This is a genomic window from Aquabacter sp. L1I39, assembly GCF_017742835.1.
In the GTDB taxonomy this organism is placed as follows: Bacteria; Pseudomonadota; Alphaproteobacteria; order Rhizobiales; family Xanthobacteraceae; genus L1I39.
Genome location: NZ_CP072392.1, coordinates 2,782,535 through 2,800,475 on the forward strand (window position 1 = coordinate 2,782,535; position 17,941 = coordinate 2,800,475).

Annotated in this window: 16 protein-coding genes; 11 read left to right on the forward strand and 5 right to left on the reverse strand. The window is 68.1% G+C overall.

All coding sequences use genetic code 11. The annotated features are described in order from the left end of the window. The first annotated feature begins 210 nt into the window (after positions 1–210). From J5J86_RS12325 to hflX, 7 genes are all read left to right on the forward strand, one after another. On the forward strand, positions 211–2,643 hold the full coding sequence (locus J5J86_RS12325; protein WP_446698615.1) for an ATP-binding protein: 2,433 nt from the start codon (positions 211–213) through the stop codon (positions 2,641–2,643). A gap of 3 nt (positions 2,644–2,646) precedes the next feature. Continuing rightward, positions 2,647–4,011 carry a nitrogen assimilation response regulator NtrX gene (gene ntrX, locus J5J86_RS12330; RefSeq protein WP_209098328.1) on the forward strand — a complete coding sequence of 455 codons (1,365 nt, stop codon included), beginning with the start codon at positions 2,647–2,649 and terminating at the stop codon, positions 4,009–4,011. 101 nt (positions 4,012–4,112) lie between these two features. Continuing rightward, positions 4,113–5,489 carry a Trk system potassium transporter TrkA gene (trkA, locus tag J5J86_RS12335; RefSeq protein ID WP_209098330.1) on the forward strand — a complete coding sequence of 459 codons (1,377 nt, stop codon included), beginning with the start codon at positions 4,113–4,115 and terminating at the stop codon, positions 5,487–5,489. Positions 5,490–5,502: 13 nt separating this feature from the next. Next, a complete protein-coding gene (locus tag J5J86_RS12340) occupies positions 5,503–6,921 on the forward strand; it encodes a TrkH family potassium uptake protein (protein ID WP_209098332.1) in 1,419 nt (472 codons plus the stop codon). 11 nt (positions 6,922–6,932) lie between these two features. Next, entirely contained in the window at positions 6,933–7,793 is an 861-nt protein-coding gene (locus J5J86_RS12345) for a D-amino-acid transaminase (RefSeq protein ID WP_209098334.1), read from the forward strand. Positions 7,794–7,940: 147 nt separating this feature from the next. Next, positions 7,941–8,192 (forward strand): RNA chaperone Hfq, encoded by a 252-nt coding sequence (gene hfq, locus J5J86_RS12350; protein WP_209105373.1) that lies wholly within the window; start codon positions 7,941–7,943, stop codon positions 8,190–8,192. A 6-nt stretch (positions 8,193–8,198) separates the two neighbouring features. Then, the gene (gene hflX / locus J5J86_RS12355; RefSeq protein WP_209098336.1) at positions 8,199–9,575 is read left to right on the forward strand and encodes a GTPase HflX; all 1,377 of its coding nucleotides are present in this window, start codon (positions 8,199–8,201) and stop codon (positions 9,573–9,575) included. Between the two features lie 36 nt (positions 9,576–9,611). Here hflX and J5J86_RS12360 read toward each other — a convergent pair whose 3' ends face one another. Continuing rightward, positions 9,612–10,034, reverse strand: coding sequence for a YciI family protein (locus tag J5J86_RS12360; RefSeq protein ID WP_209098338.1), 423 nt, complete (start codon positions 10,032–10,034; stop codon positions 9,612–9,614). Positions 10,035–10,136: 102 nt separating this feature from the next. Further along, positions 10,137–10,964, reverse strand: a complete 828-nt coding sequence (gene mazG / locus J5J86_RS12365; RefSeq protein ID WP_209098340.1) for a nucleoside triphosphate pyrophosphohydrolase — start codon at positions 10,962–10,964, stop codon at positions 10,137–10,139. An 85-nt stretch (positions 10,965–11,049) separates the two neighbouring features. On the opposite strand from mazG, the gene J5J86_RS12370 reads away from it, so the two are divergent. After that, positions 11,050–11,541, forward strand: a complete 492-nt coding sequence (locus J5J86_RS12370; protein WP_209098342.1) for an SAM-dependent methyltransferase — start codon at positions 11,050–11,052, stop codon at positions 11,539–11,541. Between the two features lie 81 nt (positions 11,542–11,622). Further along, on the forward strand, positions 11,623–12,213 hold the full coding sequence (locus tag J5J86_RS12375) for a hypothetical protein (protein WP_209098344.1): 591 nt from the start codon (positions 11,623–11,625) through the stop codon (positions 12,211–12,213). Here J5J86_RS12375 and J5J86_RS12380 read toward each other — a convergent pair. Genes J5J86_RS12380 through J5J86_RS12390 form a run of 3 tightly spaced genes read right to left on the reverse strand, consistent with a single transcriptional unit; the run spans position 12,171 to position 15,217 of the window. Then, positions 12,171–13,208 carry a YcjF family protein gene (locus J5J86_RS12380; protein ID WP_209098346.1) on the reverse strand — a complete coding sequence of 346 codons (1,038 nt, stop codon included), beginning with the start codon at positions 13,206–13,208 and terminating at the stop codon, positions 12,171–12,173. The two genes, J5J86_RS12375 and J5J86_RS12380, sit on opposite strands and share 43 nt — an antisense overlap. 25 nt (positions 13,209–13,233) lie before the next feature. After that, positions 13,234–14,691, reverse strand: a complete 1,458-nt coding sequence (locus J5J86_RS12385) for a YcjX family protein (RefSeq protein WP_209098348.1) — start codon at positions 14,689–14,691, stop codon at positions 13,234–13,236. Between the two features lie 4 nt (positions 14,692–14,695). Next, positions 14,696–15,217, reverse strand: a complete 522-nt coding sequence (locus J5J86_RS12390; RefSeq protein WP_209098350.1) for a SixA phosphatase family protein — start codon at positions 15,215–15,217, stop codon at positions 14,696–14,698. 252 nt (positions 15,218–15,469) lie between these two features. On the opposite strand from J5J86_RS12390, the gene J5J86_RS12395 reads away from it, so the two are divergent. Then, positions 15,470–16,756, forward strand: coding sequence for an FAD-dependent oxidoreductase (locus J5J86_RS12395; RefSeq protein WP_209098351.1), 1,287 nt, complete (start codon positions 15,470–15,472; stop codon positions 16,754–16,756). A 229-nt stretch (positions 16,757–16,985) separates the two neighbouring features. Continuing rightward, on the forward strand, positions 16,986–17,744 hold the full coding sequence (locus J5J86_RS12400; protein WP_209098353.1) for a MipA/OmpV family protein: 759 nt from the start codon (positions 16,986–16,988) through the stop codon (positions 17,742–17,744). Positions 17,745–17,941 lie beyond the last annotated feature (197 nt).

Genomic DNA, 17,941 nt, shown 5'->3' on the forward strand with positions numbered 1-17,941 from the left:
CCTCGGCCCGCGCGCTGAGGTGAAGGAAGGGGCGGTGGCCGACACTGCCCCTGCGGTATGCTTCGTCTTAAGTCATCCACAGGCCTGGCACTTTTTCGCCGGTTCGCGAAATAGATCTTGCGGGCTGGACCGCTGTCACATTTTTGCACCAGTGTCGTTCCACTGCATCAGTGCGCAGCGACTCGCGGCGCCACAGCGGTGAAGGAAGACATGAGCCTGACCTCGCACGACCGCACGGAAGGCAGTCCTTTCGGCGTCAATTCAGGCATGGGCTTCGGCTATTTCGCGCCGCTCATGGTGCTGTTGGCGCTGATTTCAGCCCTTGCCACATTTCTCATCCTGATGGGCCTGACGCCGGTCGTGCCCACCCATGAGGTGGTCATCGGACTGCTGGCGGGCAATGCGCTGGCCGTGGCGGTGCTGTCCGTCATGGTGGGCCGGGAAGTGTGGCGCATCATGCGCGCCCGCCGGAGGGGCCGCGCCGCCGCCCGCCTTCATGTGCGCATCGTCAGCCTCTTCGCCATCGTGGCGGTGGTGCCGGCAATCCTGGTGGCGGTGGTGGCGAGCCTCACCCTCGACCGGGGGCTCGACCGCTGGTTCTCGGTGCGCACCCGGGAGATCGTGGCGAGCGCCGTCCAGGTGGCGCAGACCTATGTGCGTGAGCATGCGCTGAATATCCGCGGCGACGTTCTGGCCATGGGCAATGACCTGACCCGCCTCAAGCCCCTGTTCGACACCGACCGCGAACGCTTCCGCCAGATCCTGACCGCCCAGGCGGCGCTGCGAAACCTGCCGGGGTCCGTCATCATCGACAAAGACCTGAAGGTCATTGAGCGCGCCCAGATCAATGCGGGGCGGGAATTCCTGGTGCCCAGCAACATTGCCATCGGCGAGGCGACGGTGGAGCAGCCCGTCATCTACTTGCCCTCCGACGCCGATTATGTGGGCGCGGTGGTGAAGCTGCGGGACTATGACGACCTTTATCTCTACGTGGCCCGCCCCATCGACCCGCGCGTGATCGGCTATTTGAAGGCGACCCGCGACACGCTGGCCGACTATGAGAGCCTGGAAGAGCGGCGCTTCGGCGTCCAGGTGGCGTTTGCGCTCATGTACACGGTCATCACCTTGATCGTGCTCCTGTCTGCCGTATGGCTGGGACTGAACTTCTCCAAATGGCTGGTGGCCCCCATCCGTCGGCTCATGTCCGCCGCCGACCATGTGGCCGCCGGAAATCTGGACGTTCAGGTGCCGGTCTACCGCTCCGAGGGCGATCTCGCCGCGCTCGGCGAGACCTTTAACAAGATGACCGCCGAGCTGCGCCAGCAGCGAGACGCGCTGTTGCGCGCCAACGACCAGATGGACAGCCGCCGCCGCTTCACCGAGGCGGTGCTTTCGGGCGTCGGGGCGGGGGTGATCGGCATCGATGCCGAGCTGAAGGTGACCATCCTCAACCGTTCGGCGGAGCGGCTCCTGGGCATGAAGGAGCCGGAGGTGCTGGGCCAGATTCTCTCGGATGTGGTGCCGGAGGCTGAGCATCTCATCGCCGAGGCCAAGGCCGACGAGCGCCAGCGCACCGTTCAGGGCACCATCACCGTCAACCGGGAGGGGCGCGAGCGGGTGTTTACCGTCCGCCTCACCACCGAGCAGTCGGGCGAGGGGAGCCATGGCTGGGTGGTGACGCTCGACGACATCACCGCCCTCATCGCCGCCCAGCGGACCTCCGCCTGGGCGGACGTGGCCCGGCGCATCGCCCATGAGATCAAGAACCCGCTGACCCCCATCCAATTGTCCGCCGAGCGGCTCAAGCGCAAATACGGCAAGCACATCACTCAGGATCGGGACGTGTTCGACCAGTGCACCGACACCATCATCCGGCAGGTGGGCGACATCGGGCGCATGGTTGACGAGTTCTCGTCCTTCGCCCGCATGCCAAAGCCCGTCGTGGACAGCCAGGATTTGGCGGAGACCATCCGGCAGACCATTTTCCTCATGCGGGTGGGGCATCCGGACGTGAGCTTCGAGGCGGACGTGCCGCCGGAGCTTCCCGCCCGCTTCGACCGGCGCCTCATTTCCCAGGCTTTGACCAACATCATCAAGAACGCCGCCGAGGCGATCGAGGCCGTGCCCGCCGACCAGCGCGGCAAGGGCCGGGTCCGCGTCAGCGCGGTGCGCGCAGGAGAAGACCTGATCGTGGACGTCATCGACAACGGCACCGGACTTCCCCAGGAAAGCCGGAACCGCCTTCTGGAGCCTTACGTGACCACCCGCGAGAAGGGCACGGGCCTTGGCCTCGCCATCGTCGGCAAGATTATGGAAGAGCATGGCGGCGGCATCGAATTGAACGATGCGCCCGAGGGCCGGGGTGCCTGGATCCGCCTGCGGCTGCGCGCCGACGGCACTCCTGTGGAGGCGCTCAAGCCCGCCCCCAAGGCAACGCCCAAGGCAGCGCCCAAACCCGCTCCAAGAACGGCCCTCGCGCCCGATGGCGCCGAGATGGCCGAGGCCGCCAGCAAGTCGGCGACGGTTTCCGCCGCCGACACCGCAGACCCCGTTTCCCCTCCCGCCCCGGCCGCTCCCACGCAAGCCGGCCCGAGCGACGCGACCGCCGAAGGCGCCGCCTCCTCATCCTCCAAGGGAGCCTGACCCATGGCCCACGACATTCTCATCGTCGACGACGAAGCCGACATTTGCGGCCTCGTGGCCGGCATCCTGGAGGACGAAGGCTATACGGCGCGCACCGCCCGCGACGCGGACAGCGCGCTGGCCGCCATTGCCAGCCGTCGGCCCAACCTGATCTTTCTCGACATCTGGCTCCAGGGCAGCCGGATGGACGGGCTGGAATTGCTGGACACCATCAAGGCCGATCATCCCGATGTGCCTGTGGTGATGATTTCCGGCCACGGCAACATCGAGACGGCGGTGGCCGCCATCAAGCGCGGCGCCTATGACTTCATCGAGAAGCCCTTCAATGCGGACCGCTTGGTGGTGGTTACCGAGCGCGCGCTTGAGACCTTGCGCCTGCGTCGCGAGGTCAAGGAGCTGAAGCAGCTCACCCAGCCGCACACCATGGTGGGCCGTTCCAGCGCTATCCAGCAATTGCGCGCCACGGTGGACCGGGTCGGCCCCACCAATTCGCGCATCCTCATTATCGGTCCCTCAGGCTCGGGCAAAGAGCTGACCGCGCGCCTGATCCATGCGTCCTCGGCCCGGGCGCGGGGGCCATTCGTGGTTATCAATGCCGCCGCCATCACCCCGGAGCGGCTGGAGTTCGAGTTGTTTGGGGTCGAGGCCGGGGAGGGACGGGAGGCGCGCCGGGGCGCGCTGGAGGAGGCGCATGGCGGCACGCTCTTCCTGGATGAGGTGGCCGACATGCCGCGCGAGACCCAGAACCGGGTGTTGCGCGTTCTGGTGGAACAGACCTTCACCCGCATCGGCGGCACCGCCAAGGTGAATGTGGACGTGCGCATCATCTCCTCCACCGGCCGCAACCTGGAGGAGGAGATCGCCGCGGGACGGTTCCGCGAGGACCTCTATCACCGCCTCTCGGTGGTGCCGATTCGCGTGCCCCCGCTGGCCGAGCGCCGGGAAGACATTCCCGACCTCGTGGATTTCTTTATTGAACTGATTTCCCAGACCACGGGGCTCGCCCGCCGACGCATCGCCGAGGATGCCATGGCTGTGCTCCAGTCCCACGACTGGCCCGGCAATGTGCGCCAACTGCGCAACAATGTGGAACGGGTGCTGATCCTGGCGGGTGGAGATCCGGAGGCCATCGTCACCGCCTCCATGCTGCCCCCCGATGTGGGTGCGTTGGTGCCCACCTTGCCCAACGGCAATGGCGGCGAGCATCTCATGGGCTTGCCGCTGCGAGAGGCGCGCGAGGTGTTCGAGCGGGAATATCTTTCCGCCCAGATCAACCGCTTCGGCGGCAACATCTCGCGCACAGCCGAATTCGTCGGCATGGAGCGGTCCGCCCTCCATCGCAAGCTCAAGGCGCTGGGCGTGGGCTGACGACGATCCGTCCGGTGCACGGTCACCGGACGTGACGGAACAGCCTGTATGCGCGGCGGCGGCGAACGGCTAATCTCGGTCAAGGAGTGGGGGAATCGTCCATGAAGGTCGTCATCTGCGGAGCGGGGCAGGTCGGGTTCGGCATCGCCGAGCGCCTCGCGGGTGAGCAGAACGACGTGTCCATCATCGATGCGAGCCCGCGGCGCATCCAGCTCGCGACCGAGCAACTGGACGTGCGCGGCGTGGTCGGCCACGGTTCCCATCCGGACGTGCTCGCCAAGGCGGGGGCTGAACAGGCGGACATGCTCATCGCCGTCACGCTCCATGACGAAGTGAACATGGTCGCCTGCCAGGTGGCACACGCCTTGTTCAATGTGCCCACCAAGGTTGCCCGCGTCCGCGCCCAGACCTATCTGCAGCCGGAATGGCGGGACCTCTTCTCGCGCGATCACCTGCCCATCGACGTCATCATCTCCCCCGAGGTGGAGGTGGGCGAGATGGTTCTGCGGCGCCTGTCCCTGCCAGGCGCCATTGATACGGTGAACTTCGCCGACGGGGCGGTGGTGGTGGCGGGCGTCTATTGCGCCGAGGACTGCCCCATCCTGGACACGCCCTTGCGCGAGCTGACCCAGCTTTTTCCCGATCTCCAGGCCACCATCGTGGCGGTACAGCGGGGCGGCAAACCGGTGGTGCTCAAGAGCACCGATGCCGTTCAGGCGGGCGATGTCGCCTATTTCGTCGCCGCCGCGGGCCAGGTGAAGCGCACGCTTTCCATTTTCGGTCATGACGAGATCCCCGGCCAGCGCATCGTCATTGCGGGCGGCGGCAATATCGGGCTCTACGTGGCGCAGGAACTGGAGCGGCGGAACAGCGCAGCCAAGATCAAGCTGATCGAAAGCTCGCGCGAGCGGGCCCAGGTGGTGGCCGAGGTGCTGCATCGGGCCGTGGTGCTGAACGGGGACGCGCTCGCCCGCGAGATTCTGGACGAAGCCGGCGTGCCCGATGCCGACACCATGATTTCGCTGACCAATGACGATCGCATCAACATCCTGTCCTGCCTGCTGGCCAAGCAGCTTGGTGCCCGGCGCATCCTGTCGCTGGTGAACGAGCAGGGCTATGCGGCCTTCGCCCGGGGGCTCGGCATCGACGCGCACGTCAATCCGCGTCAGATCACCGTCTCCAAGGTGCTGCAGCATGTGCGGCGCGGGCGCATTCGCGGCGTGCATTCCCTGCTGGAGGGCGCCGGCGAGATGATCGAGGCCGAGGCGCTGGAGACCTCACCCCTCGTCGGACGGCCGCTGCGCGACATCGACCTCCTGGAGGGGCTGCGCGTCGGGGCCATCGTGCGCAACGGGGAGGTGATCCTGCCCACGGGCGACCTGGTGGTGCGCGCACAGGACCGCGTGATCCTGTTCGCCCTGTCCAACCAGATCAAGCGCGTGGAGCAATTGTTCCGCGTTAGCCTCGAATTCTTCTGAGAACGATCCCGCCATGGCGTCCATCGTCCGCCTCCTCGCCGTGGCGCTGGCATGGACCGGCATCGCGAGCCTGTTGCCCGCCTTGGTGTCGGCCCGCTGGGGGGAGGGGCTCGCCCCCGCCTTCCTGGCGACGGCACTCGCCTGCATCTTCCTCGCCGGCGCCATGCGCTTTGCCAGCGCCGGCCTCGGCGGACGGCTGAGGCGGTTCCAGGTTTTCCTGGCCCTTGCGAGCCTCTGGCTGCTGGTCCCCCTGATGGCGGCGCCCGTGATCGCCTATGCGGCCGACCTGCCGCTGGGCCGGGCGTGGTTCGAGGCCCTGTCCGCCTTCACGACCACCGGCTTCACCATGGTGGATCGCGGACCGCGCAGCCTGTTCGCGTGGCTTGCGCTGCTGCAATGGTCCGGCGGGCTCCTGACCATCGTGTGCGCCATCGCGGTGCTGGCGCCGGCCTCCATCGGCGGGCTGCCCAACCGGGCCGCCCATCCGCTCGATGCGGTGCAGGCGGTGGAGACACTGGCCGCTCTGCGGGAGGTGACCCCGCTTTATGCCGGGGCCACCGGCGTTGCTTTCCTGGCGATGCTGCTGGCCGGACATGGGCCCTATGTGGCCTTTTGTATTGCCAGCGCGGTCACCTCGGCCGGCGCGCACCTGCCGCCCGAGGCGCGCGAGGCGATCCAGGCGGGAACGGCCACGCGGTGGATGATGATGCCGCTCCTTCTGTGGGCCGCCACTTCGGTGCGCTGGCACAAGGCGCTGGTGGGGCGGCGCATCCATGCTGCGCCCGAACAATCCGAGAGCCTGCTCCTGCTGGGCTATTGGCTGGTGGCAGGCGTCTTTCTCGGCGTGATCATCTATCGGCTGCCTTCGGTCATCCCGGCGGGCGAAGCGCTTAATTCCGGCCTCTTCGCCGCCGCTTCCCTGATCGCCACGAGCGGCATTCCGCCCGAGGCGGGAACGTTTGAGGAGATCCCGCGCTCCCTCCAGCTCATCCTGGCGCTCGCGGGGGGCGGCGCGCTGTCCGTGGCGGCGGGTCTGAAGGTCTTCCGCATCCGGGCTCTGGTGCTGCGGGCACAGGGAGACCTTTTGCGCCTGCTGTCGCCCAATCTGGTACAGCCGATGCGCACCGGGGAGGGGGGCGTTGGCTCAGCCATGCGGGGCATATGGGTGACCTTGCTGGCGGTGGTTTGCGCGCTCGCCGTGGTGCTCCTTCTCATGAGCACCTCCATGCCCTCCTTTGACGCCGCGTTGACGGGCGCAGTCGCGGCTTTGACCAATACCGGGCCGATTTACGATGCCTCGGGCGCAGGCTGGCCGCCGGTGGCCACCCTGCCGCCCTGGTCCATGCTGGCGGCGGCCTTTGCCATGATTGCCGGCCGTCTCGAAACCGTCGGTCTTTTCGTCCTTCTTCATCTCGCCGTCTGGCGCAAGTGAGTCTCACCCCCATGTCCCGCATTGCCTATGTGAACGGCCGTTACGTGCCCCATCGCGACGCCACCATCCATGTGGAGGATCGTGGCTTCCAGTTTGCCGACGGCGTCTATGAAGTGTGCGAGGTGCGCGCCGGCCGTCTGATCGATGAGCGCCGTCACCTGGATCGGTTGGACCGCTCGCTCTCGGAACTGCGCATTGTCCCGCCCATGACGCGCGCCGCCCTGTCGGTGGTGATCCGCGAAACGGTGCGGCAGAACCGGGTGCGGGACGGCATCGTGTATCTTCAGGTCACGCGCGGCATCGCGCGGCGGGACCACGCCTTCCCTGATAAGCCCATTCCCGCTTCCCTGATCGTCACCTCCCGCTCCGCGGACCCCGTGAAGCGGGACAAGGCCGCGGATGCCGGTGTCGGCGTCATCACTGTTCCCGACAATCGCTGGGACAGGGTGGACATCAAGACCGTCGGCCTCCTGCCCAACGTGCTCGCCAAGCAGGCGGCGAAGGAAGCCGGCGCCAAGGAAGCCTGGTTCGTGGATGCCAAGGGCGAGGTGACGGAGGGGTCCTCCACCAATGCCTGGATCGTGACCGCAGATGGTATCGTGGTCACCCGGCCAGCCGAGCATGGCATCCTGCGGGGTATCACCCGCGCGGTGATCCTGGACATCCTGGCTGCGGCCGGGCTGAAGCTGGAGGAGCGGGCCTTCACCCTGGCGGAAGCGCGGGCGGCGCGGGAGGCTTTCTTTACATCGGCGTCCAACATCGTGGTGCCGGTTGTGAAGCTCGACGGTGCCGTGGTGGGGGATGGAAAGCCGGGTCCGGTGGTGAGCCGGCTGCGCGAGGAATTCTATCGTTTTGCAGAGGCTTCCGCCTGATGCGGTGCATCATGCCCATGCTGCGGGGCAAAATAATGTTGCGTGCAATTTTCCCTGTGCCATTTTAGCTTATCAATTCCCGCTCGCTCCGAAGCCGGCACCGGCCTTGGGGGAGGGTGGGGCAACGCCGAAGAAACGGACACGAAAATGGCGGCGGAACGCACACAAAATCTGCAGGACACGTTTCTCAATCATGTCCGCAAGAACAAGACTCCCCTCACCATCTTCCTGGTGAACGGCGTCAAGCTGCAAGGTGTCGTCACCTGGTTTGACAATTTCTGCGTGTTGCTGCGGCGCGATGGCCACTCGCAGCTTGTTTACAAGCACGCCATCTCCACCATCATGCCGGGACACCCGGTTCAGTTGTTCGATCCCACGGACGACACGGAGAAGGCGTAACACGCATTGGAATTTGGAACCGCTAAGGGCGCTCCGGGCGTCGGCGGAAAGGGTGTTGATCGACAGGCGCCGCCCACGCGCTGCGCCGTCGTCACACCCTATTTCAGCAAGCGAGCGCCGCGCGGCACGGCCGAGCGGCGCACTCCGGAAGCGCGTCTCGAAGAGGCCGTTGGCCTCGCCCTCGCCATCGATCTTGAGGTGGTCTATCGGGGCCTCGTGCCGCTGGCCGAGGTGAAGCCCGCCACCTATCTGGGTTCGGGTAAGGTGGAGGAGATCGCCGGCATCGTCGCGGCCGAGGACATCGGCCTCGTCTTCTTCGATGCGGCGCTGTCCCCGGTGCAGCAGCGCAACCTGGAAAAGGCATGGTCCACCAAGGTGGTGGATCGCACCGCCCTGATTCTGGAAATCTTCGGCCGCCGGGCGCGCACCAAGGAAGGCGCGCTGCAGGTGGAACTGGCGCACCTGAACTATCAGCGCTCGCGCCTCGTGCGCTCCTGGACCCATCTGGAGCGCCAGCGCGGCGGCTTCGGCTTCCTCGGCGGTCCCGGCGAGACCCAGATCGAGGCCGACCGCCGCCAGATCGGCGAGCGCATCATCCGCATCGAGAAGGACCTGGAGCAGGTGAAGCGCACCCGCGCCCTGCACCGCACAAGCCGCAAGCGCGTGCCCTACCCGGTGGTGGCCCTGGTGGGCTACACCAATGCGGGCAAGTCCACGCTCTTCAATCGCCTCACCAAGGCTGAGGTGATGGCGCAGGACCTCCTGTTCGCCACCCTCGATCCGACCTTGCGCGCGGTCGACCTGCCGCACGGCACCCGCATCATCCTGTCCGATACGGTGGGCTTCATTTCCGAGCTGCCCACCCAGCTCGTCGCGGCCTTCCGCGCCACGCTGGAAGAGGTGATCGAGGCCGACGTGGTGCTCCATGTGCGCGACATCTCCCATCCCGACACCGACGCCCAGGCCGAGGATGTGAAGGATGTGCTTTCCGATCTCGGCATCGACGCGGAGAGCGGCGGACGGGTGATCGAGGTGTGGAACAAGATCGACGCCTTGCCGGATGAGGAGCGCGAGCGGATCTTCAACGTCGCGGTCCGCGCCGAGGAAGGCCACCGGCCGGTGCTCGTTTCCGCCCTCACGGGCGAGGGAACCGGGCCGCTTCTGGACCTAGTGGAAGGCCATATCACCGCCGGCCGCGTGACCCTGGATGTCACGCTGGCGCCGGAGGATGGCGAAGGCCTCGGCTGGCTCTATCGCCATGGCGAAGTGCTGGAGCGCCATACGGAGCCCGATGGCGTCATGCGCGTGGCACTGCGCATTCTGCCCGAGCGGGCGCCTCTGGTGACGCGTCGCTTCGGCCCTGATCGGGTGCACGAGGCCTGAGGGCGGGGGTCTCCCCGCCCCTTGACGTGGCGCGGTTCAGGCGCCGCCCAGCTTTTCCCGCAACCGCGCATCGCTGGCCGCTACTTCAGGCGTGGCCACTTCGGCGAAGTCGTCCATCTCGTAAAGCGGGCGGATCTCGATCTCGCTCGGGCCCGGCATGGGGTTGGGGCAGCGCTTTACCCAGGCAATGGCCTCGTCCATGTCCCGCACTTGCCACAGCCAATAGCCGGCGATCAGCTCCTTGGTCTCCGCGAAGGGGCCGTCCATCACCAGGCGGTTCGCCCCGTCAAAGGCGACACGCTTGCCGGCGGAGGAGGGCTTAAGGCCGTCGCCCGCCAGCATCAGGCCGGCTTTCACCAGTTCCTCGTTGAAGGCCATCATGGCTTCCAGCAGTTCGGGCGCGGGCAGGATGCCGGCTTCGCTGTCCGCCGTCGCCTTCACGATCACCATCACGCGCATCGCATCGTCTCCTCTTGGGGGCCGGCCTTGAACGGCCATGTCCCAAGAACGCGGCTGACGCGGTTGCGCCGACATCCGGCCCGCACTTTTTGCCTGGAGCGTTCAGGGCCGCTCCAAGCCCTTCGCCTCCACCCACAGGGCTTCCATCTCTTCGAGGCTCGCCTCCTGCGGATGGCGGCCCTGGGCGGTGAGGCTGTCCTCCACATGGCCGAAGCGGCGGGTAAACTTCTCATTGGTGGCCCGCAAGGCGGCCTCCGGGTCCACCCCGGCGTGGCGGGCAAGGTTCACCACAGCGAAGAGCAGGTCCCCCACCTCCCCTTGAAGGCCCTGATGGTCCTCGGCGTCGAGGGCTTCCTCCACCTCGTCTGTCTCTTCGCGGATCTTGGCCAGCACCTGGCGGGCATCGTTCCAGTCGAAGCCCACCTTGCCCGCTTTCTCCTGGAGCTTCAGTGCGCGGGTGAGGGCCGTCATGCCCACCGGGATGCCGTCGAGGATGCGGGCCGGCGGCTCGGCAGGGAGGCCGGCTGCGATGCGGCGCTGAGCCCTCTCAGCCTTCTCCTGCGCCTTGATCTGCCCCCACATGACCTTCACCGTCTCGGGCGGCAGATCGCGAGCCTCGCCGAAGACATGGGGGTGGCGGCGGATGAGCTTGGTTGTGATGGCCTCCACCACGTCACCGAAGTCGAAGCTGCCTTCCTCCTGGCCGAGCTGGGCGTGGAACACCACCTGGAGCAGAAGGTCGCCCAGTTCGTCCGCCAGATCCGCCTTGTCGCCGCGCGCAATGGCGTCGGCCACCTCATAGGCTTCCTCGATGGTGTAGGGGGCGATGGTGGAGAAGTCCTGTTCCAGGTCCCACGGGCAGCCCGTGACCGGCGTGCGCAGCCGCGCCATGATCTCGATGAGGCGGCTGATGTCGCGGGACGGCTGCATGGCAAGCTCCGGTGTTTTGCCGCGGCCACGGGCCTCGGCAGGCGTGCGCTGTGGTTTATGATGCGCCCGGCACGGAGGACAAGGCATGAGTGGCGTTGGAACGGAAACGGCGGCGGATGTTCTGGAAGTGGGCATGCGCGCCGGCGAGGTGAAGGTGGCGCTACCGCAGGCCTTCGATGCCGGCGTCTATTTCATCGGCCGCATCCGCACGCCCTGGACGCGCCGCTCCGACTGCCCCCGGCGGGGCGATCCGGTGGCGGGACCGGTCTGCCGACTGGAGATCGACCTGCGCTGGGCGCAGGCGCTGGAAGGCCTCGTCGACACGCCGCGCCTTCAGGTGCTCTATTGGATGCACGAGGCGCGCCGCGACTTGGTGCTCCAGAGCCCCGGCCATAGGGGCAAGCTGGCCGGCACGTTTTCCCTGCGCTCTCCCGTCCGCCCCAATCCCATCGCCTCGTCCGTGGTGGAACGTGTGGGCGTGGAGGGCACACATGTGCTGGTGCGTGGCCTCGACTGCCTCGACGGCACGCCACTCCTTGACCTGAAGCCGGACGTCTGCGCCCACGCGTCCGCCTGAGGCGTGGTGGGTGGACGGTTTGTCAGCGCGGCTGCTCTCCCTTAAGGGGGAGGCGGCGCGCGAAGGGAGCATCCGGTCCAAATGAGCAAGGTCGACGAGGACGATGCCGGCGCGCTGACTTATGCCTTTCGCAGCCGGATGATCGGGCCGGGCTCGCGTTTCCGGCTGCGGGACGGGGTGTTGGAATGGGATGTGGGCGCGCGCTCCGGCAGGCTTGCCCTCGCCGACGTGACCAGGGTCCGCCTCCTCTACAGTCCCGGCCAGCTTGCCTCGCCCATGTATGAGATGCGCCTCACCGCCCGGTCCGGTGAAACCTTGCGCATCGGGTCCCTCAGCCGCACTGCGGTCGCGCAGGTGCAGGATCACCGGGCGCAATATCTCCCATTCATCCAGGCCCTTCACGCGGGGCTCGCGCCCCATGCGGCCGGCATCACGTTCTCGGGCGGCCTGCCGGCCTGGCGCTGGTGGCTGATGGCGGCGCTGGGCACCTTCACCTTTGCCGGCCTCCTGGCCGTTCTGGCCACGGTGGTGCTGGCCGGCCAATGGCCGGTGGCGGCGGTGGTGGTGATCCTGTCCTTCCTGATGGGCTGGCCGGTGGCGGAGATGCTGTGGCGGAACCAGCCCGTGACCTATGCCCCTTCCGCCTTGCCGAGCCGCTTGGTGCCGGCCTGAGCCTGTTCCTCCTCGGCCTTGCGCAGGAGCCCCGCCGCCACATCCGCCAGGCGCGGGGCGGGCAGGGCGGTGAAGGGCAGGGGACGGGTCACCGCAATGGCCGCAAGGCCGAGGCGGGCGGTGAGAAGGCCGTTCACCACGCCCTCGCCGAGGCGGGCAGAGAGGCGCGCGGCAAGCCCGTGGCCCACCACTTGCTGCACGAGGCTGTCGCCGGCCGCCATGCCTCCCGTGACCGCCAGATGGCTCACCACGTGGCGGATGAGACGCAACATGCCGAGCGTCCCCGGTCGCCCGCCATAGAGCTGGGACAGGCGGCGCACGAGGCCAAGCGCCGTATAGAGCACGAAGAGGAGATCCACCGCCGCGCGCGGCGAGACGGCTGTGACCACCGATACGCGTTTCGCCGCATCCGACACCATCTGCTTCGCCTGGCTGTCCAGCGGCGCCATCAGGGTGCGCTCGGTGAGGCGCACCAGGTCCGCCCCATCAATGATGGCGCCCAGATGGGAGGACAGTTCTGCGCGGGAGCGGGCGAGCGCCGGCATGTCGGCGGACAAGGCCAGGAGGTCGCGTGTGACGCCCTCCGCGGCCTTGCGGTCATCGGCAGCGACTGCGTCGGCGGCCGCCGACCTGAGGCGGTCGAGGCTGGACAGGCGCATCAGGGCCGCGCCCTCGCGGGCAAGAATGGCGATGAGCGCGAAGGCAAGCAGTGCGGCAAAGCCGAGGCCCGTATAGCCCAGCCACTCCGAATGGGAGAACAGGTCCTCCACCAGCCGGGTGACGGCCAATCCCGCTCCGAGGCTGACAAGACCACCCAGCGCTGTCCAGAACAGGCCGCCGAGGCTGATGCCGCGTGAACGGGCCGGTGGAACGGGCACCAGCGCCGCATCGGCCACTTCCGGCTCCGGGGCAAGGGTGATGCCCGCTTCGTCCAGGCGGAACACCTGCGGCTTCAGGCCTGGCCGCCCCCGCCCACTTTCGTCACCTTCCGCCATCATCACCTCTGTGTCGGCGCCACGGTCAGGCGAGCCGGTCGCCCAGCAGAAATTGGAGCGCCCTGTCCAGCCGGATATGGGGAAGGGGCGTGGCCATCCCAAGGCCGGGCGGGGGGCGGAACTTCAGGAAGCGGAAGTCCGCGTCCCCATGGTCGCCGCTGGAAAGGCCCCGAAAGGCGTCGGCGCGCCCGGAAAAGAGCGCGTCCGGCGCCTCCGGCAATTCGCCGGGAAAGAGCGCCACGTCCTCGGTGCCGTCGAACACCTGCCCGCCCGCCGATTGCCCGGCTTCCGGCGTGCCGATGATGGCGGGGATCTGCCGCCCGCCGCGCGAAACCTGCGCCTCCCGCGTGGCCCGAATGGCGGCGAGCGCCACCACGTCGAGGGCGGCACCGCTGTCCCTGGCTCGTTCGCCGGCGCGCTCCACCAGCCGCCGCAAGATGGCTTCGAGCCGGTCATGGCTGGTCTGGTGGAGATGGTCCGCCTTGGTGGCGGCGAACAGCACCTTGTCGATGCGCGGGCGGAAGAGCGCCGAGACCAGGCTGTTGCGGCCCACACGGAAGGCCGTGAGGATGGAATCGAGCGCCCGTTCCAGGTCGGCCAAGGCGGCAGGGCCGGCATTCAGGGCGGCCAGCAGGTCCACCAGCACGATCTGGGCGTCGAGGCGCGCGAAGTGGTCGCGAAAGAAGGGGCGCACCACGGCGTTCTTATAGGCCTCGTAGCGGCGGGCCATCATGGCGGCCAGCGAGCCGGAGGGCAGGCTCGCATCCGCCGGGATGTCGAGGGGGGCGAAGGTGAGTGCGGGGGAGCCGTCCAGGTCACCCGGCATCAGGAAGCGGCCCGGCGGCAGGAGGCTCATGGCCACCCGCTCACTGCGGCACGCGGACAAATAGGTGGTGAAGCGGGAGGCCAGTTCCCGCGCTTTGGCCTCGTCTGCTGGCAAATACGGATTGGTGGCGGCGAGCGCTGCCAACATCTCCTGCGCCAGGGCCTGCCGGGCGGGGGCACGGGCGAGCGCCAGGCTCTCCCGGCAGAATTCGCCAAAGCTCTTGTCCAGCAAGGGCAGGTCGAGGAGCCACTCGCCGGGATAGTCGACGAGGTCGAGCGTCAGGGTGCGCAGGCCACCGCGCTTGGGGGCGTAGCGGATGGACAGGCGGGATTCGCTGATGCGGGTGGTGGAGGACGGCCAGTCCCGCGCCGCCAGGCGTCCCATATGATCCTCGAAGGGAAAGCGCGGCACCGCATCGTCCGGCTGGGGCTCCAGCCGCGCCGAGGCGATGCGGCCGGACGCCATGGCCTCGAACACCGGCAGTCGCCCGCCTTGCACCAGCGCCTGGATGAGGGCGGTGGTGAAGATGGTCTTACCGGAGCGGGCGAGGCCGGTGACGCCGAGCCGCAAGGTGGGGCGGGCGAGATCCTCGACCCGGTCGACCAAGGCGCGCAGGCCGATGCGTGCCTCTTCCAGGATAGGCAGGGACGGTGCCAAGGCGTCAGCCGTCCGTCTTCAGCGCGCGGGGGGTGATGAAGCGGTCCAGGCGGCCGGACTTGGGGGTCACATCCTCCCAGCGGTCCACCGGCAGGTCGATCACCGCCAGAGCGCCGGTGGGGAACTTGGAGGCCATGGCAAGCCGAGCCTCCACGGGGCCTGCATCCACCAGCCGCCCGGCCAGGTCCTCGAAGCCGGGATTGTGACCCACCATCATGAGCGTGTGGCATTCCACCGGCTGGGCCTGCAGCACGGCAAAAAGGGCGGCAAGGCTGGCCTCATAGATGCGCGGTTCCCGCTCCACCTCCGGGGTGGAGCGCAATTGCGGCGCCACCAGCGCCCAAGTCTCCTGCGTGCGGCGTGCGCTGGACACCAGCACCCTGTCCGGCACCAGACCTTCGCGCGCCATATAGGCGCCGATCACCGGTGCCGCCTCGCGCCCCCGGTCAGCGAGCGGCCGCTCGTGGTCCGGCGTTCCATCCGGCCAGTCGGACTTGGCGTGGCGAAGCAGGATCAGGCGGCGCATCAGGGAAGTCCGGGTGAGAGGAGGGAGCCTGTTTAAGGCCCGTTTCCGACAGGATGACGAATCGCGGGCGGAATGTGCCCCGCGATGAGGGGCGTTGGGGAACGGCGCATCTTACCGAACGACGGCCCCCCTTCGCACGCGACAGCAGCGGCAAATTGCGTCACCATCATGGTGCTGGAAACCGTTGGGCGACAGGCCGGCCGAGGGGGGCTCGCCTAGGCTCCAGGTCGCCCTCAGGGGCTGGGACCGGTCATGACGTTCGTGGATGAACGGGCGGGACGGCGCGCGGCACACGGCGCGCCCACACCCGGCTCCCTGGCGCGCGGGGAGATGGAGTGCGAGGTCTGCATCGTCGGGGCGACGCTGGCCGGCCTCTGGCTGGCGCTGGGTCTCGCCTTGCGTGGCCGGGACGTGGTGGTGCTCGATCCCGGGGAGGGGGACGCGGGAGATCCACTTCTGCGGCGGGAGACGCTGCGCCCTGGCCTTGGCCTCACCGCCACGGCGCTGTGCGCCGTCGCCGACCGCGACACGGCCCGCCGCCTCCACCATTTCTCCCAGACGGCCTATATGCGGGCCGTGCGGCTGCTGGAGGCGCTGGGATTCGCGCCGGAGGCCGAAGGCTTCATCCACGTGCCCGGCCCGCGCGGCCGCCTGGACCTCATCGACGAGGCCGCGTCGCGCGATACGCTGGGCCTTCAAGGCTTGGCAACCCTGGGGGCAGGGCATATCGCTGCCCTGATCGGCACCTCGGCCTTCGTGGGGGCGCTCCATGACCCGCAGGCGGCCACCTATTCCCTGACAGGTTTCCCGCGTCGCCTCGCTGCCGCCGCTTCGGCAGCCGGTGCCCGTCTCCTGCCGCGCACGCCGGTTGTGGGGGCGGACGTGAACGGGGTGCGCAAATATCTGACCTGCCCGACCTTGCGGGTTCGCGCGGACCATGTGGCCTTCTGCATGGAGGAGGGCCTCGCGGCGGCCGCGCCTTGGCTGCGCCGGGCCCTGGGCCGAGGCTTCTTCGTCGAGGGCGTGTTTGCGCCGCGGGATACGAGCGGCACGGCGGACGAAACCGTGCGGGAAGGGGGCCAACGCGGCCTCGCCTTTGCCTGGCAGGCCGGCAAGCTCCGGGTGCGGGCGCCCACGGCCACGCACACGGTGCGGGCGGGCGCCGCTGCCGTGGTCCTGCGCCGCCAGGGCAGCCGGCTGTTCCCCACCTTGCGCCGCGCGGTGACCGGGGAGGCGAGGGGCGGGAGCATCGGAACGACCGTCCACGGGCTCCCGCTGATCGGCTCGCCACGGCCGGGCGTCTGGTACGCAGTGGCGCTCGGACATCAAGCGGTTGTGAATGCCGCCATGGCTGCCGACCTGATCACCGCCGCCATGGTGGACCGCGACGACGCCATTCAGGCTTTCGCTCCCTTCGCGGCGGAGCGGTCGCGGCAAGTCGTGCCGGCCCTGGTGCGGCCGGTGGCCTATTGGATGGGCCACCTGGCCGATGCCGCGGAACGGCGCAGAGCCGAAGAGAATGACCGCGCGGCCCGGTAGCCCGCGGTGCTTGCAAAAAACGCAGCCAAACGCCTGGGATTCGTGACATTTGTGCCACCACTCGATGATCCGGAGCGGCTAGCTTTCCGTTACGTTATTTTCTGGATCGGGTGCCAACCGGATGCTCAGTTTCCCCGCCCTTCGCCGGACCGCCGCAGGACTCGGCATCTGCGCTGCCAGCGCCCTCTGCCTTTCGGCCCCCGCTCCAGTGCGGGCCGCGGACGCCGTCGTGCCGCCTCCCATGCCCGCGCCGGCCACGCAGGAGGACTGGTACCTGACCATCGGCGTGTCCGGCCGCATCGTGCCCGAATATCCCGGCAGCGACGACTATACGGTGCGCCCCGGGCTTGTGTTCCGGGTGGCGAAGGCAAGCGGCCTCAATGCCTTCCGGTCCGTCGACGACAATCCGTCTCTGGCTTTGTTCGATACCGGCACGTTCCGCGTCGGCGCGGTTGGCCGCATCGATTGGGGGCGCGACGAGGACGCCAATGACCGGCTGACCGGCCTTGGCAATGTGGATCCCTCCCTGGAGATCGGCGGCTTCACCGAGTGGTTCCCGGTGACATGGCTGCGTCTGCGCGGCGAGATGCGTTACGGCTTCGGCGGGTATGAGGGCTGGATCGGCAACGCGGGCGCCGACCTCATTGTGCCCATGGACCAGTGGCGCTTCGCGGTGGGGCCGCGCCTGAGCTTTGCGTCGTCGGCGTTCAACCAGGCGTATTTCGGCGTCACCCCGGCCCAGGCGCTGGGCGCCAACTTCCTGGGCAATCCGCTGCCCGTCTACACTGCCGGCGCCGGTATCAATGGCTGGGGCGTCACGGCGCAGCTTGAGCGCAATTTCGGCAATGGCTTCCTGGCCGGTGTGTGGGGCACTTATGGCCGCATCGTCGGCAGCGCGGCGGATTCGCCGCTGGTTGAGGACGCCAACCAGTTCTCGGTGGGCCTGTCGCTGGCCTACACCTTCAACATGGGCAAGTCCTGGTGGTGATGTCGCAGGCGGACGGCCGAGACGCGCTTCCAAGAGGTATGATGGAAGGTCTTAACCCTTCCTCCATACCGTCCGACGCCTGAAGTGGCATCCATCTGGTCCTCTCCCTCCCTTTCGGCGCGCGCTTGGCGCCGCGTTCTGCTTGCCGCTGGCTTGCTCCGCCTTGCACATGGGTGTTGTCCCCTGGCGAGGCGGTG